The 15,968-nt window shown below is 65.6% G+C and carries 11 protein-coding genes; 2 read left to right on the top strand and 9 right to left on the bottom strand.

From position 1 onward, the window contains the following. Positions 1 to 38: 38 nt before the first annotated feature. From H7007_RS07035 to H7007_RS07025, 3 genes are all read right to left on the bottom strand, one after another. Entirely contained in the window at positions 39 to 593 is a 555-nt protein-coding gene (locus tag H7007_RS07035; RefSeq protein WP_287154226.1) for a SoxR reducing system RseC family protein, read from the bottom strand. A gap of 127 nt (positions 594 to 720) precedes the next feature. Further along, complete coding sequence (locus tag H7007_RS07030) at positions 721 to 885, bottom strand: YHS domain-containing protein (protein WP_287154247.1); 165 nt, start codon at positions 883 to 885, stop codon at positions 721 to 723. A 150-nt stretch (positions 886 to 1,035) separates the two neighbouring features. Continuing rightward, complete coding sequence (locus tag H7007_RS07025; protein ID WP_502754849.1) at positions 1,036 to 3,543, bottom strand: heavy metal translocating P-type ATPase; 2,508 nt, start codon at positions 3,541 to 3,543, stop codon at positions 1,036 to 1,038. A 471-nt stretch (positions 3,544 to 4,014) separates the two neighbouring features. On the opposite strand from H7007_RS07025, the gene H7007_RS07020 reads away from it, so the two are divergent. Then, the gene (locus H7007_RS07020) at positions 4,015 to 5,166 is read left to right on the top strand and encodes a lysylphosphatidylglycerol synthase transmembrane domain-containing protein (protein WP_287154222.1); all 1,152 of its coding nucleotides are present in this window, start codon (positions 4,015 to 4,017) and stop codon (positions 5,164 to 5,166) included. 280 nt (positions 5,167 to 5,446) lie between these two features. Continuing rightward, the gene (locus H7007_RS07015) at positions 5,447 to 7,315 is read left to right on the top strand and encodes an ASKHA domain-containing protein (protein ID WP_287154221.1); all 1,869 of its coding nucleotides are present in this window, start codon (positions 5,447 to 5,449) and stop codon (positions 7,313 to 7,315) included. A gap of 229 nt (positions 7,316 to 7,544) precedes the next feature. On the opposite strand, the gene H7007_RS07010 is transcribed toward H7007_RS07015, so the two are convergent. From H7007_RS07010 to H7007_RS06985, 6 genes are all read right to left on the bottom strand, one after another. After that, positions 7,545 to 9,281: an AMP-binding protein gene (locus H7007_RS07010; protein WP_287154219.1), complete on the bottom strand. Its 1,737-nt coding sequence runs from the start codon at positions 9,279 to 9,281 to the stop codon at positions 7,545 to 7,547. A 526-nt stretch (positions 9,282 to 9,807) separates the two neighbouring features. Next, positions 9,808 to 10,809 carry a nitroreductase family protein gene (locus H7007_RS07005; protein WP_287154217.1) on the bottom strand — a complete coding sequence of 334 codons (1,002 nt, stop codon included), beginning with the start codon at positions 10,807 to 10,809 and terminating at the stop codon, positions 9,808 to 9,810. A 179-nt stretch (positions 10,810 to 10,988) separates the two neighbouring features. Further along, entirely contained in the window at positions 10,989 to 11,600 is a 612-nt protein-coding gene (locus tag H7007_RS07000; RefSeq protein WP_287154215.1) for an acyl-CoA dehydrogenase family protein, read from the bottom strand. Then, positions 11,549 to 12,052: an acyl-CoA dehydrogenase family protein gene (locus H7007_RS06995; protein ID WP_287154213.1), complete on the bottom strand. Its 504-nt coding sequence runs from the start codon at positions 12,050 to 12,052 to the stop codon at positions 11,549 to 11,551. Before H7007_RS06995 ends, H7007_RS07000 begins: the two co-directional genes overlap by 52 nt. Further along, positions 12,049 to 13,530, bottom strand: a complete 1,482-nt coding sequence (locus H7007_RS06990) for an acyl-CoA dehydrogenase family protein (RefSeq protein WP_287154211.1) — start codon at positions 13,528 to 13,530, stop codon at positions 12,049 to 12,051. Before H7007_RS06990 ends, H7007_RS06995 begins: the two co-directional genes overlap by 4 nt. Positions 13,531 to 13,730: 200 nt before the next feature. Further along, positions 13,731 to 15,344, bottom strand: coding sequence for an AMP-binding protein (locus tag H7007_RS06985; protein WP_287154209.1), 1,614 nt, complete (start codon positions 15,342 to 15,344; stop codon positions 13,731 to 13,733). Positions 15,345 to 15,968 lie beyond the last annotated feature (624 nt).

Here is a 15,968-nt window from a genome sequence, read left to right as displayed (position 1 = left end):
AGCCCCTGGATGGAGGGGGCGGCGCGGCTTCCGGCGCCTCATCCCTGCGACGGGGAACCAGGGGGGTCGTCCCTGCGGGCGGCCCTTTCCACGATACGAGTGATGGAAGGTCGGTAGGCGGAGGAAGCCCGGGAACGCGGTGAGTATATGCGGGCCAGCATCATATAGGAGAGTGCGAGCAGCGCAAAGCCTGAGGCCAGGCCCAGGGGGACGCCGAAACGACCGCCCGCGAGGGCGTTCCCCAGCGCTCCTCCCGCCCCCAGACCGAGGAGGAAGACCAGCAGAGGGATTCCGTAGAGCAGGTAAGCGGCTTTTAGGGCGGCCTTGACGGGGATCTCCACCTCCACCCGGTCTCCCACTCGCGCTCCCACCGGATTGCGCGCCTCCGCCAGCATGCTCGCCTCCCCGGCCGCCACGCAGCAGGAACCGCACCCCTCGCAGTAACGCCCGCGGGCGAGAGATACCACGGCCAGGTCCTCTCTCGTCCCCACCACGGTTCCCACCTCACGCCGCCTTGGCAGATAGGGGCTGCCTTCCAGGTTCTGCCAGTGAGTACGTGCGTATTCGCTGAGGTCGTCTTCTCCGCCTTTCATTCCGACCACCGTCCGTGCATCGAGCACGCCCATCTCCGTGCCCTTCCCGGCTTCGACCGGCTCGCGCCGGGTGAAAACTCCCTGTCCGTGCACTTGTGTTTCGCCATCCGTGCCAGGCACTGTACCCTCACCTTCCCAGGCGGGAAGCGTATTTATCCGGGTCGCGGTCGAACTCCTCCTTGCACGAACGGTTGCAGAAATAGACCGTCCGGCCCTTGTACTCCGAAGTGGCCGCCGCCTCCTTCTTCTTGATCTTCATGCCGCAGACCGGATCCACCGCCTTGCCCAGCATTCCCTCCACCTCCTTTCCCTTCCCGTACCCGAAGGACAGTCCAGCCCTTTTTTCGGCTCATGATCTGCTTTTATCTTGTACTGATCGCATATCTCATCATCTCTTCTTCTCCTCCCTCCGCGGAGAGGCAAGCACTCTTCGTCCCGCCTTTCAGCGCCTTTCGCGAAACCTGCGCAGGCGAAGCGAGTTGCTGACCACGGACACGGAGCTGAAGGCCATGGCCCCGGCGGCGAATATGGGGTTGAGCAGCACCCCCCACAGCGGGTAGAGGACGCCGGCGGCCACCGGGATGCCTATGACGTTGTAGAAAAAGGCCCAGAACAGGTTCTGTTTTATGGTGCCCAGGGTGGCCCGGGAGAGGCGAACGGCGGTGGCCACCTTCCGCAGGTCCTCGGATATGAGGGTGATGTCCGAGGTCTCCAAGGCCACGTCGGTACCCGTGCCGATGGCTATCCCTATGTCCGCGCGGGCCAGGGCCGGGGCGTCGTTGATGCCGTCTCCCACCATGGCCACCACGTGGCCCTCCCGCTGCAGGCGGAGGACCTCCTCCGCCTTGTCGGCGGGCAGCACCTCCGCCAGGACCCGGGTGATCCCCGCCTTGGCGGCCACGGCCTCCGCCGTCGCCCGGCGGTCCCCGCTGAGCATGGCCACCTCGATGCCCAGCTCCCTCAACTCCGATACCGCCTCGGCGGCCATGGGCTTCAGGGTGTCGGCCACGGCCAGGAGTCCCCGGAGCGCCCCGTCGGAAGAGAGGAAGACGACCGTCTTCCCCTCCCTGGAGAGCCTCTCCGCCTCCTCCTCCAGGGAAGCCAGGCCTATCCCGTTCCGGACCATGAAGCCGGCGTTCCCCAGGAGGACCCTCTTCCCCTCCACCGCCGCCTCCACGCCCATTCCCGGATAGGCCCGGAAGCCATCCGCCTCCCCCGGCTCCAAGCCCCTCCTCTCCGCCTCCTGGAGGATGGTCTGGGCCAGCGGGTGCTCGCTCCCCCTCTCCACGGAGGCGGCCAGGGCGAGGACCTCCTCCTCGCTCCCGCCTTCCACCGGGAGGACGTCGGTGACCTGGGGGCGTCCCCAGGTGAGGGTCCCCGTCTTGTCGAAGACCACCATGTCCAGGCGTCCCGCCCTTTCCAGTATCTCCCCTCCCTTGATGAGGATGCCCATCTCGGCGCCCTTTCCCGTCCCCACCATGATGGCCGTGGGGGTGGCCAGGCCCAGGGCACAGGGGCAGGCGATAACCAGGACGGCCACGAAGTTGAGGAGGGCGAAGTTGAAGGAGGGATCAGGGCCGGCCAGCAACCAGACCAGGAAGGTCGCCGCGGCCACCCCTATGACCGCGGGCACGAAGACCGCCGCCACCCGGTCGGCGAGGCGCTGAATGGGGGCCTTGCTCCCCTGGGCTTCCTCCACCAGGCGGACGATCTGGGCCAGGACGGTGTCGCTCCCCACGCGGGTGACGCGGAAGCGGAAGAACCCAGTGGTGTTCAGGGTGGCCCCGGTCACCTCGTCGCCGTGCCCTTTCTCCACCGGGAGGGGCTCCCCGGTGAGCATGGACTCGTCCACGCTGCTGCGCCCTTCCTCCACCACCCCGTCGACGGGTATCTTCTCCCCCGGCCGCACCGCCACCAGGTCGCCGACCCGGACTTCCTCCACGGGGACCTCCACCTCCCGGCCGTCCCTCACCACCCTGGCCGTCCGCGCCTGGAGGCCCATGAGCCTGCGGATGGCCTCTGAGGTCCTTCCTTTGGCCCTGGCCTCCAGGAACCGTCCCAGCAGGATGAGGGCGATGATGGTCGCCGACGCGTCGTAGTACACGGCCAGCTTGAGTCCCGCCCCGCTGATGAAGGAGGGGAAGAAGGTGGCCGTAACACTATAGAAATAGGCCGCCGTGGTTCCCACGGCGATAAGGGTGTTCATGTCCGCCGTGCCGTGGCGAGCGGCCCTGAGCGCGGCGCGGTAAAAGGTGAGGCCCGGCCAGAACTGGACCGGGGTGGCCAGGCCGAAGAGGATGACGAAGCGAGCCTTCTCCGACAGGGAGGACAGGCCCGGTATGTTCATCCCGAACATGGAGAGCACCAGGATGACCGCGGCGGAAGCGGCGCTGTAGATCAGCTTCACGCGCAGGAGGCGGGTCTCCCTCTCCCTCCTCCGCCTCTCCCGGTCCAGAGCTTCCTCTCCTTCAGCCGCGGAAAGGAGGCGGTAACCCGCCGCCTCCACGGCCCGGGCCATCTTTCCGAAATCGGCGCTCTGCGGGTCGTAGAGCACGGTGGCCCGCTCCGTGGCCAGGTTGACCTCCGCGCTCACCACCCCCTCGACACCGGAGAGGGCCTTCTCCACGCGGGCCACGCAGGAGGCGCAGGTCATGCCCTCCACACCGAAGACCGCTCTTTCCAGCTCGGCCCGGTATCCGAGGTCGCGGATGGCTTCCACGATGTCGTCCACGGCCACCTGCCCGGGCTGGAAGGTTATGGAAGCCTTCTCCGAGGCCAGGTTTACCGCGGCCTCCTTCACTCCCGGCATCTCCTGCAGCGCCTTCTCCACCCGGGCAGCGCAGGAGGCGCAGGTCATGCCTCCCACCCGGACAACCACCCTGCCGGAGTGCTTCTCCGGGCTCCCTCCGCCCTTATCCTCCACTTCCGGCTTATTGTCATTGTCTTCCATATCCATGCGCCTTTCCTTCATGCAGAACCTCCGAAGCGGCGGCTTGCCGCTCCCTATCCATTATTCCACTGTGGAGAGGATGTTGAACTGACGCAGTTCATGCCTCCCGCCGAAACTCCGCAACACCGCGGCGCGTGGAGGGTCATACCTGCCGTCAGCCCTTCACCTCCACAGGAGGAGGCGACCGTCGCCCTCTGAGTGGCAGTGGCCGTTGCGGCGGGCTCGCGATCCGGGAATCCATGGCGGGACGGTACGGCGTCCCCTGCAGCCGTTCCCGCATCAACGAGGCCGTATCCGGAGATCTCGCACGCGGACAACAGGAACGGGGGAACATGAGGGAGTGAGCGCGCGGCGATGTCCTATACTGTAACCGGTGCACGAAAGGGCTTGACACGCGCGGCGGCCGACCCGGGTTCGCCCGCATCCCGCTCAAGGAGCCGCCACGCGGGGCAAGGGGGGAGGTAAACTTACGTGGAGAAGGGGTCTCAAGAGGAGAAGGGTCTCGCCGTCAACCGGTCCAGGATACGCCGCGGCCTTGTGGGGGCGGTCTCCATCACCACGGCGACCCTGGTAATCATCTCCCTAGCCACCATGGGCAGGGAGATCCCCTCCGCGCTGTCCCGCCTCTCCCCTCTCTTCCTCCTGGCGGCGGTGGTTCTCTCCCTGGGGCGCTGGATGTGGTCTGTCATCCGCATGCGCATCCTGGTGGGGGCGCTGGGCGGCCACGTTCCCCTCTCAAACCTGGTGAAGACGGTTTACGGGGGTTACTTCACCGGCATGGTCACCCCGTGGAGGGCGGGCGGGGTCACCGGTGAGGCCGTATTCCTATACCAATACGGGCTGGGGGCCGGGGAGGCGGCGGCCGTGGTCTCCTTCGGCGCCTGCGTGTCCACCCTCCTTTTGATGTTCAGCTTCCCCCTCGCCATCTGGCTGGCCCAGGAACACTTCCGCTTCTCCTTCACCATCAGGGGTTTCCTCTTCTCCGCCCTGGCCGTGGGATCGCTCTTCCTGGCCCTGGTGCTCTTCTCCCTCCTGCGTCCGCAAGCGGCCCTGGACCGGGTGCTGTTGCGCCTTTCCCCGCCCTTTCTCCGGAGGCGCAAGGGATACCGGCGCTTTCTCGACCGCTTGGGTGAGGAGGTGCGTTCCTTCTCCGCCTCCCTGCGACGGATGGTCTTCCTGGGGAAGGCCAGGCTGGCGGGCGTAACCGCGCTCACCGTCCTCTTCTGGCTCACCGGCTTCCTGGCCGTGCCCTTGGCCCTGGTGGGGCTGGGATACGGTTCCTATTTCTGGAAAGCCGTCGTCGCGCAGCTCGTGATTCAGATCCTCATGCCCTTCGTGCCCACTCCGGGAGGAAGCGGGCTGGGTGAGGTGGGTTTCCTCTACGTCTACAGCCGTGTGCTCCCCGATGTCGGCCTGGCGGGCCTCCTCACCCTGATATGGAGGTTCATCGATTTCTACCTGGGCATCCTGGCGGGAGGGGCGGCGTTCCTGCTCATCCTGCGGGACGTCGAGCGCCGTCCTCGGGCCCGCCGGGAAGGCGAGGGAATAACGCGGGAAGACCCTGCCTCGAGGGAAGGCGCCTTTACGCGCGAAGGTGGGGAAGGCCCGACGCCCCTCGAATGACGAAGGCCGCCTCGCGGCACCGGCCATCCACGCCCCTCGCCCGAAGGGACCGCCCACTCTGACCCCGAGAAATTCTCGGGGGGAAGAAGCACCGTGAAGGAAGGGAGCGCATCGCTCCCGGACACCAGGAATCACTGGCTCACGGCCGGAGTCCCGATGGGCCTACGGACCGGTTGGAGGGGAGGGGTCCCGGGTGGCGACCCCGGCATGCTCGGGACGCGAAGCGCGCCGCCCCCATGCTCTTGGTATAATCTGGTGGCGGTGGGAAGGGGAAGGTATCATGTCCGCAAGCGGCGATAACGAGGTGAGATTGTATCTCCTGCCCCTGGGGATGACCGTCAGGGGGAGGAGGGACGAGAACATACTTTCCGTCCTCGTGCGGGAGAAGGTGAGCCTGGCGGGCGCCTGCGGAGGACGTGGGTCATGCGGCAAATGCCGTCTTCTGATCCTGGAAGGCAGCACCGGCCCACCTACGACCGCGGAAAAGGAACTGCTTTCCGGGGAGGACCTGCGGCGGGGAACGCGGCTGGCCTGTCAGGCACTGGCGAAAGGCGACCTCAAGATCTACATCCCCGCTTCCTCCCTGATCCGCGAGCAGCGCCTCCTTGTGGAAGGCGTATGGGAAGCCCCGCCGTTCGAGCCCCCGGTCAAGGTGGTGCGGGCGAGGGGGGCGGCATCCTCTACCGGCGGGCCACCCCGTTCGGACCTCTCCTTAATTACGGCCTCCGGGGGGGAGGCGGTGGGGGCCGAAGCAATGCGGACGGATCTCGAAGGCCTGAAGGAGGTTTCGCTCGGCCTGCGTTCCGGCGGGAGCGAGGTACATGCGGTATTCCGTGACGGAGAGCTGTTGGGGACGGTTCGACCCGGGGCCGGAGCCCTGGGGGTCGCCGTTGACCTGGGGACCACCAAGGTGGCCCTCTTCGCCCATGAGCTGTCCTCCGGAGAAGCCGTATCCTCCTGTGGAATCCCCAACCCCCAGGCGCCTTACGGGGAAGACGTGATCACCCGGTTGCAGCATGTCCTGGAGGACCGGGAAAGGGGAAACGACCTGGCCCGCCTGGTCAGGGAGGGGATGAACGAGGCCCTCTCCGGCATGCTCGCCGCCGCCGGGTATTCCACCCGCGACGTCTTCGAGGTGGTCCTGGTGGGCAACACGGCCATGCACCACCTCTTCCTGGGCCTACCGGTGGAGGGTCTGGCCCGCAGCCCCTACATGCCGGTCACCCACCTCCCCCTGGAGGTCAAGGCGCGGGATCTCGGCCTTTCACTGCACCCCGCGGCGATGGTCTACCTTCCCCCTCCCGTGGCCGGTTACGTGGGTTCCGACCATCTGGCCGCCATATGCGCCACCCGCCTTAAAGAAAGGGAAGGGCCCTGCCTCCTTCTGGACATCGGGACCAACACCGAGGTCTCCCTGCAGGTGGAGGGGAGGATACGCTGCTGCTCCTGCGCCTCCGGTCCCGCCTTCGAGGGCATGGGGATAAGCCAAGGGATGCGCGCCGCGGAGGGCGCCGTGGAGGGAGTGGAGGTCGACGCGGCCGGAAGGCTGGAGGTGAGGGTCATCGGGGAGGCCCCGCCTGCGGGGATCTGCGGCTCGGGCATCCTCTCCGCCCTGGCCGCCCTCCTCAAGTCCGGAGCCATGGAGGACAGCGGCCGCCTACGCCCGGGGCATCCCGGGGTGTCCGAAAAGGACGGGGAGGCGGCATGCTGGCTGGTACCCCCGGGCAAAGGCGGCCGGGGGGGCGTGGCCGTCACCCAATCCGACATCCGGGAGATACAGAAGGCCAAGGGAGCCGTGAGGGCCGGGGTGGAAGCCCTCCTGGCGGAGGCCGGGATCCCCCATACCGAGGTGAAAGAGGTCCTTCTGGCCGGCGCCTTCGGGAGTTACCTGGACCCCATGGACATACTCTCCATCGCCATGCTCCCGCCCTTTCCCCTGGAGATCATACGTCAGGTGGGCAACGCCGCCGGGGCCGGGGCCCGCTTCATGCTCCTCTCCGGGGATTTCCGGCGCCGGGCGGAGGAGCTCGCCGGTGACCTCGACTATCTGGAGCTTTCCGCCTACCCTCCGCTGGCCCGCCTCTTCGCCGCCTCCATGTACCTCACGGAGGAGGCGGTGGCCAGGGCGATGTCGCGCTTCAAGGTTTGATCCCAAAACCGCCTCTCCGCCAGGCCTAAGGGGAAGCCCATGCGTGAAGAGCCCGGGCGTGCTCCAGGACCCTTTTCCTCCGACAGGCGCACTTCCCACTCCTCCGCGTCCCGTTCGGGCAATGGGACGCCAACCCGGGGACCGGATGAGAGATGCACCCGCGCCGGCTCCGCGGGACAGGGCCCTTTTATCGCTTCCGCCCGCGCCCTCTCGCCCCGCCGGAGGCGGCTCACCCCAGGTAGTCCTCCATCCGGTAGACGTTCTCCGCCTGCGGCGAGAAGCGGTCCCGCAGGACGCGGTCCAGGTATTTCTCCGAGGGGCTCTTGGGGATCTCCTCCACCACCTGGATATAGCTGGGTATGGAATTTCTTTCCAGACCCTCGGCGGCCTTCCTGAAGACCGACGCCGGGTCTATGGTCTTCCCGGGAAAGGGCGCCACCGCGGCCACCAGGTCGCTCTCCCCCGGAGCCCCCGAGGCAGCGGGGATGCCGTAAACACATACCTCGGAGACGTCGGGGTGCTCCCCGATGACCTTCTCCACGAGGTCGGGCTTGATGAAATCGCCGGCCCGGCGTAGGGCCCCGCCCTTGCGGTAGTCGAAGAAGAACCACCCCTCCTCGTCGCGGTGGACCATGTCCCCGGAGCGTAGCCACCCGCCGCGCATCTTCTCCGCCGAGGCCTCCGGCTTCTTGTAATAGTCCACCTTGGACTGGGTGAGCATGCGGCAGATCATCTCTCCGGTGACTCCGGGCGGCACCTCGTTGTCCTCCTCGTCCACCACCCGCATCTCCACCAGGCCGGGGATGGGCTTTCCGAAGGAACCGATGGGCCCTTCCCCGATGGGCTTGTAGGCGAAGCCGCCCTCGATGGCCCCGTACCACTCCAGTATGCGCACCCCGAAGCGGCGCTCGAAGTCCTCCCAGATGGCCCGGGGCGTGCCGGCGGAGATGACCATGCGCACCGGGTTGTCGGCGTCGTCCGGGCGCGGCGGCTCGTTATAGATACCGGACATCATTCCTCCCAGGAGTGAGAAGGTGGTGCACCCGTAGCGGCGGCAGATGTCCCAGATGCGGCTCTTGGTGAAGCGCTGGCTGATCACCGCCGGTATGCCCATGGTCAGGGCGGGGAAGAGGGTCACCGCCTGGGCGTTTCCGTGGGCCAGGGAGAGGCCGGTGTAGAGGACGTCGTCCTCCCGGTACCCCCATACCAGGTATCCCAGGAGGCAGTACATGGCGTTGCGCCGGGAATCCAGGGTCACCCCCTTTGGGTTTCCGGTGACCCCCGAGGTGTAGATGATCTGCACCGGGGCAGCGGGGTTGTCCACCCGGTCCTCCAGGTCGGCCACCCGCGGCTGATCCAGCATCTCGTTCACCGTGGGATACTTGGAGGCCAAGGCGGGGTCGGCATCCGGCTTGAGGTTCAGGTATATCTTCCTCAGGTTGGGGGCTTCTTTCGCCGCCGTCTCCACCTCAGGCAGAAGGTCGGCGGTGGTGATCGCGGCCACGGCGTCCGAATCCGCCAGCTGGTAGGCCAGCTTCTCGCCCTTGGCCCTGGGGTCGATGGGGACCAGGATGGTGCCCAGCATGGTGCAGGCGGCCATGGCATAGACGAACTCCGGGTGGTTGCGCATCACCAGGGCTATCTTGTCCCCCCGGGCGTAGCCCTCACGGCGCAGGCCCTCGGCCAGGCGTAGGGAATCGGCGTACAGCCTGGCGTAGGTGAGCTGCTCGTCCGGATACTGCCCGCCGTTCTCGAAGATGAGGCCCACCCGGTTGGGGTTGTCTTCCGCCCGCAGCTCCAGAAGCTTGGAGAGCAGGCCCCTGTGTTCCCGGAATCGGGAGCGCACCACAGCCCTGAGGGCCCCCGCGACCACCTCGCGGTGGGAGAGGAGCTGGGCCAGCATGTAGAGGCGTGGGTCCCTGGCTTCAAGCTTTTTCATAAACTCCGACCTGGTCTGCACGGACATCACACACCCCCTTGTCAGGTGTTCTCCGGGTCCAGAACCGCTCTTTCGGTATGGTGTTCCTCAGACCTCGAGAGCTCGTCAACTCCGGTGGGAACGTTCTATCCGGGAGGGACCTCCCGGCTTCCGGCGCCATATCGCAGAAAGACAAGCGACACCATCATTTTCTCCGGCGGGATGACGAGCACTATACTTCATACCCCGGAAATGTCGGCCGTAAACCGGGTTCCCGTTCCGGGCCGGAGAACAAGGCCGTTCACCGGAAACGCCCCTCGAAAGGAAGCGCCGACCCTTGGCGACCTACCGTGCCATCGTTGAACGACCGCCTGAAAGGCGTTATCCGCAGCAGCCCTGATGCCTCCCCGGAGTTCCGCGGCACATTCCGCTCCTCGAACACCTCTGGACGGCGGTCCCCTCACCGCCCTCGGTTTTTCGCGGCTTCTCCCTAAACGCCACGCTCCGGCCCTGGGACGATGAGGGTTTACCTCCAAATACCCCGGGAGGTATCAAAATTCAAGACCTGACCCCGTCAGGGCATCTCCTGCCAGGTCTTGCCTCCCTTGCGCCAGGTGATGCGGGGGAGCTCCCGCTTGACCATGGAATCGGCGTTCACCCGCGGATAACCCAGGACGATGGCCGAGACGGGCACGTAGGGCCATTTTATGCCCAGGTACCGTCTGAGATGGGGCAGCATCTTGGCTCCCACGGCGGCGAATCCCATCCAGCAGGTCACCAGCCCCAGGGAGTGCGCAGCCAGGACCATGTTCTGGCCGCAGATGCCGATGTCCAGGTCCATGTTGTTGATGCCCCTCTTGTCTCCCAGGAGGTAGATCAGGCATGGCGCGCCCAGGAAGACGTCCTTGGGCTTGAGGATGGCCTTGCCCCCGGTGATGGCCCTCTGGTCCATGAGTGGGGGAGCGGCGATGGACCCCAAGGACAACAGGCCCCTCACCAGGCGGTTCCTCTTTCCGTAGAAGTAGAGGCGGACCAGGAGGCGGTAGAGGGGGTCGATCATGTCCGCTATCTTGTCCATCTCCTCCCGGTCGTTGATTATGATGAAGCTCCAGGGCTGGTTGTTGCCGTGGGAGGGGGCGAAGCGCCCCGCCTCTACCACTCGGCGCACCAGTTCGTCGGGCACGGGTTTCTTGGAGAAGATGCGGTTGCTGCGCCGCTTGTAGATGACCTCCTCCACCGGGATCAGCCCCTCTATCCCCTCCACCTCGGGTATCCTGGGATATCCGTCGTCGGGATGGAGGAGCATGGTCTTGAAGAGGCCCTTCTCCACGTTGTAGAACCCCTTCATCTGGATGGCGTCCTTCTCACAGTGGGCCACGCAGGCGGAGCAGGACATGCACACCACGCCCTCGACCATGCGCGCCTTTCCCTCCACCACCTCCAGGCAGGCGCAGGGGCAAGCCTGCACGCAGTTCCCGCAACCCGTGCACTTCTCCTCGTCCACGATTATCTGCGAAAGCGTCCACACCTCAGGGTGGGCGGGCAGATAGGTGTAGGAATATTTATCCAGTACCAATCCCCTCTACCTCCTTCCTCCTCGTGTTCGCTCGGCGGGCTCAACTCTTTTCATGGGCTCGTCTCTTTCCGTGGACATTCCCGGCCGAACGACTCACCTTTTAGAATCTTCACCGCCTCTCGCTCCAGCGGTCCCCGCTGCGGGTCCCGCCCCGAGCCCGGCTTTCGCGGCTGCGGAACTCATGCCCCCCGTTCCGCCATGTCCAGCAGGCGCAGGAGTTGCTCCTCCTCGGGGCGAGGGAACATCTGGCAATATTTGGCATCCCGCATCAGCCTCTCCATGCCGTAGTCCCGCATGTAGCCGTACCCGCCGTGGATCTGCACTCCGTCCATGGCCGCCTGGCAGGCGTTGGCCCCCGCCCTCCTCCAGGCGATGATGGCCGGCCCGAGCTCCTCGATCCCGCAGGCGCGGCGGATGATCGCCCGGCCCTCCTCCATGGCGCAGAGCATGCGGGCCAGCATGAGGCGCATGGCCTGGTGCTCTATGATGATCTTTCCCGCCTGGTAGCGCTGGCGCGCGTAGTCGTAGGCCTTCTGGAAGGACTTGCGCACGATGCCGTTGGCTATGGCCGCCAGGCCCAGGTAGAGCGTCCTCTCCGTGGCCTCCAGCGCCTCTTTCCCGGATTTATCCAGTACGTAAACGGGCTCGGCGCCCTTCATCTCCAGGGTGGCGAAGTTGCTCACCCTCCACCCCAGGGGGTAGGGGTCGATGTGCGTCTCCACGCCCTCCGTCCCCGTCCTCACGTAGGCGGCCGTCCGCCCGTCCCCGGAGCTCGCGAAGAGGAGCGCCACGGTCCCCTCCAGGACGTTGAAGACGAAGGGGGCGCGCCCCTGGAGCCCCCTTCCCCCAGGGATACCTCCCCGGCGGTGGCCACGGTGCACAGGGGCCGCCCTTTGGTAAACTCTTCCACCAGGTCCTTGCGCTCCACGTAGGCCAGGGGGACCAGGGCGGCGTTGTGGAAGAGCAGAGCCGCGGCGAAGCCCGCGCATTCCACGGCGCTCTCCTCCAGGGCCACGCACAGGGAATAGAGGTCCACTCCCTCGCCTCCCAGCTGTTCCGGCACCAGGGCGGCCAGCATCCCCATCTCCCCGGCCCTCTCCACCGCCTTCCAGAGGAGCGGCGAGTCCACGGTGTTCTCCAGGTCGTCGGCCACGGGGGCCAGCTCGGCGGAGGCGAAGTTGAGGGCGTTGCTCCTCAACACCGCGTATTGCTTGGACTCCTTGGCCCAGGGCTCCCCGATCATGCCATCACCCCCTTCTTGAACGGGCGGGGGACTTCCACCCGCAGGGTCTCCTCGAAGCGTATGTTGTTCACCACCAGGCGGTTGAGCTGGTTGGTGCCCTCGTAGATCTGTGTGAGCTTGGCGTCCCGGTAGCACTTCTCCACCCAGCGTCGCTCCTCGGAATCCTCCGGCCCCATGAGGTTGAGTGCCCGAGAGCACAGCTCCATGGCGTTGTCCGCGCAGGAGAACTTGGCCAGGGACGCCGTCTCCAGGAGCTGGGTCATGTCCTCGTCCCTGAGGTAATAACGGAGGACGGCGTTGATCATGGCCTTCCCGTAGTAGGAGTTCAGGAAGTTGCGCATGAGCGACATGGTGCGCAGCGAGGACGGCAAGCCGAGGGTCAGGTTCATTATCGGGTTGTCCAAGGCCTTTCCGAAGATGGCGTCCCCCAGCATGGCGTTGTTCATGTAAAGCCCCCGGTTCTCCTGGACCATCCCCCACATGTCCGCCAGGTTCATGCGGATGCGGTCCTCATCGATGGGGCGCTTGCCGTTGCGCTTCGTCCGGGCCCAGGCCAGGAAGTGCTGTAGCGCTCCCCTGGCGATGCCGGTGGCGATGGATCCCACCGGGCCCCGGGAGGCGGCCATGATCATGAGGATGCCGTTGCCCATGCCGTCGCCTTCGTAGCCCAGGACATGGGAGTCGGGGACGAAGACGTCCTCGAAGAGGAGCTCGGCGGCGTGGCTGGCGCGCTGCCCCATCTTGAGCTCCACCCGCGGGGTGGAAAACCCTTCCATATCCCTCTCCACCAGGAAGGTGGTCCAGGTCTGGAGGGGGCGGTTGCGGTCCAAGGCGGCGCACACGGTGAAGTACTTGGCCTCGCTCCCGTCGGAGATGAAGCATTTCCGCCCGTTTAACACATAGCCCCCTTTGACCTTCTTGGCCTCCAGGGAGAGCTTGGCCCTCTCCAGGTACTCCGGCTCCTCCACGTCTGTCCCCGCGGAGGGCTCGGTGATGGCGTAGGCCATGGTCACCGGCTGCCTCTTGAGCTCCCCCTCCACTATCTCCTTGAGCACCGTGTCCCAATGGGCCATGGCTCCGGAGGTTATCACTGGCGCCACCCCCAGGCTGTGGGCCCCCACGGCCAAGGCGATGCCCGAGCACCCCGAGCACAGCTCGTCCATGAGCAGGGAGGTGTTGGTGACCATGAACTCACCGGCGATTCCGCCCAGCTGTTTGGGGATGAAGATGGAGAGGAAACGGTATTTGCAGGCCTCGCGCATTATCTCCCAGTCGAAGTACTCCGGCTCCTTCTCCATGCGCATGTCCAGCTCCAGGGCCCGGGGCACGGCGAAGGTACGGTTGAACTCCTCCGCCTTCTCCACGATGTCGATGGTCTCGCGGATGCCCCTCTTCCGCCCGCTCTCCCAGAGCATGCGCAGGATGGGAAAGTCGCGGAAGAGCCTCTTCCCCGTCTCGCTCAACTCCTGACCGATCATCTCTCCCCCTTCCTTTCCGGGTTACCTTTCCGCAGCCCGACCGACATAAAAAGGATACGAACGAACACCCTTAGACCCACTCTCACGCGCTCCCCCTAATCGCCGCGCGGCAGTCCCGCTTCCGGTCCCGCCCGCACCGCAAGATCGGGCGACATCCACCGCGGTAAAGCGGAAGCCCCCTCCCACCGCGGCGCCCGCCATCAGGCCTGGTAGTCCTCCAGTCTGTACACGTTCTCCGCCTCCGGCGAGAACTGGTCCCTGAGCACCCGGTCCAGGTACTTCTCCGAGGCGCTCTTGGGAATCTCCTCCACCACCTGGATGTAGCTGGGGACGGCGTTCCTCTCCAGGCCCTCGAGGGCCTTCTTGAAGATGGAGGCCGGGTCTATGCTCCGCCCCTCGAAGGGGGCCACGGCGGCCACAAGGTCGCTCTCCCCCGGGGCCCCCGAGGCGGCGGGGATTCCGTACACGCAGACCTCGGAGACGTCGGGATGCTCGCCGATGACCTTCTCCACATAGGAGGGGATGATGAACTCCCCCTGGCGGCGCAGGCCGCCCCCCTCCTTCCGGTAGTCGAAGAAGAGCCAGCCCTCCTCGTCCCGGTGCACCATGTCCCCGGTGCGCAGCCAGCCGCCCCGCGTCTTCTTCTCCGAATCTTCCGGGCGGCCGTGGTACTCCACCTCCGGCTTCTGGTTCACGGCGCGCATGAGCAGCTCGCCGGTCACCCCGGGGGGCACCTCGTTGTCGTTCTCGTCCACTATCTTGTACTCCATGAGCCCCTCGATGGGCTTGCCGAAGGAACCGATGGGCCCCTGGCCGATGGGCTTGTAGGCGAAGCCCCCCTCCACTGCCCCGTACCACTCCAGGATCTTGACGTTGAAGCGCTTCTCGAAGTCCTCCCAGATGGCGATGGGAGTACCCGCGGAGATGACCACCTCCACGGGGTTGTCCGCGTCGTCCGGCCGCGGAGGCTCGTTGTAGATGCCGGACATCATCCCTCCCAGTAGGGAGAAGGTCGTGCACCCGTAACGACGGCAGATGTCCCAGATGCGGCTCTTGGTGAAGCGCTGGCTGATGACGGCGCGGATGCCCAGGGCGATGGCGGACATGAGGGTCACCGCCTGGGCGTTGCCGTGGGTCAGGGAGAGGCCGGTGTAGAGGATGGAATCCTCCTTGTACCCCCAGACCATCTTGGCCAGCGCGGTGTACATCAGGGTGCGGGTGGCCTTGACCACCACTCCCTTGGGGTTGCCGGTGACCCCCGAGGTGTAGATTATCTCCATGGGGAGCGTGGGATCGTCAACCCGGTCCTCCAGCTCGTAGATGTCCGGCCCGTCCACCAGCTCGTTGATGGTGGGGTACTTGGTTGCCAAGGAGAGGTCGGCGTCGGGTTTGAGGTTCAGCCAGATGCGCTCTATCCCCGGGATGTCCTTGACCAGGGCCTCCACTTCCGGGAGAAGGTCCGCGGTGGTGACCACCGCCTTGGCCTTGCAGTCCCCCAGCATGTAGGCCAGCTTCTCGCCCTTGGAACGGGGGTCTATGGGGACGAAGACAAAGCCCAGGAGGTTGGTGGCCCCCATGAGATAGACCATCTCCGGATGGTTGCGCATCACCGTGGCCACTACGTCCCCCTTGCCGATGCCGCTCTCCCGCAGGCCTTTGGCCACCTTGAAGGTGTTGGTCACCAGTTGGCGGTAGGTAAGCGGCTCGTCCCGGTAGAGGCCCCCGTTCTCGAAGATGAGCCCCACGAACTCGGGCTTCTCCTCCATACGCATCTCCAGCTGGTGGAACATGAGCGCCGGATTCTTCTCGGACATGGTCACCACCTCATCCTTTCCGCCCTCTCGCCTCCATGACATGCTAACCAAGCCATCTTTCCGCTTACTGCACCCGAAAACCCGCCGGGCAAGGTCGTACAAAACGGGTATGGCGGATGATCAACGCCTTCCATCATCTCTCATGCCGGAAGATGACACCCCTCGATTGCGTCCACCCGGAAAGCCACTACCTGCATCCCGATACGGAAAGCCCTCCGCGAACACGGACGTGGGTTCACGGCCGTCCGCCCATGTCCATGTCCGCAACCCTCATATACCGGGCCCGTAAACCCCGTTCCGGCCGGCAGGACATCCCTTCTGACCTCACGGCAGGGCCTCAGAAAAACGATCACCGTCCGTCAGCGCCGTGGTTGACCAGCCTTTGGTTCTCTCCCTACCTGAAGGGACCATCCGGACGCAGCCCCCGCGAAGAGGTCCCCATAAGGAGATTCTAACCGCTCTGTGATCTCCCCGCTAACCCGGTTACCCGAATCCTCGGTAGCGTATAAAGATTTGTGTCTGGACTCTTAGAAAGGCAATAGATAGCCTTCCTCTTGTAAGGAGAGCAACCAAACAAGGAGGAAGGCTATGGCTAAACTCGATAAACATGTCTCAAGGGAAATG

The sequence above is a fragment of the Candidatus Solincola tengchongensis genome (assembly GCF_015711935.1).
Taxonomy (GTDB): domain Bacteria; phylum Actinomycetota; class Geothermincolia; order Geothermincolales; family RBG-13-55-18; genus Solincola_A; species Solincola_A tengchongensis.
This window is presented reverse-complemented; position numbering and strand designations above follow the sequence as displayed.

Coding starts and splice junctions, on each gene's coding strand:
- H7007_RS07010 (WP_287154219.1), bottom strand. CDS start 9,281: ATGTCCGTGCAGACCAGGTCGGAGTTTATGAAAAAGCTTGAAGCCAGG.
- H7007_RS07015 (WP_287154221.1), top strand. CDS start 5,447: ATGTCCGCAAGCGGCGATAACGAGGTGAGATTGTATCTCCTGCCCCTG.
- H7007_RS06990 (WP_287154211.1), bottom strand. CDS start 13,530: ATGATCGGTCAGGAGTTGAGCGAGACGGGGAAGAGGCTCTTCCGCGAC.
- H7007_RS06985 (WP_287154209.1), bottom strand. CDS start 15,344: ATGTCCGAGAAGAATCCGGCGCTCATGTTCCACCAGCTGGAGATGCGT.
- H7007_RS06995 (WP_287154213.1), bottom strand. CDS start 12,052: ATGATCGGGGAGCCCTGGGCCAAGGAGTCCAAGCAATACGCGGTGTTG.
- H7007_RS07025 (WP_502754849.1), bottom strand. CDS start 3,543: ATGGAAGACAATGACAATAAGCCGGAAGTGGAGGATAAGGGCGGAGGG.
- H7007_RS07030 (WP_287154247.1), bottom strand. CDS start 885: ATGCTGGGCAAGGCGGTGGATCCGGTCTGCGGCATGAAGATCAAGAAG.
- H7007_RS07035 (WP_287154226.1), bottom strand. CDS start 593: ATGAAAGGCGGAGAAGACGACCTCAGCGAATACGCACGTACTCACTGG.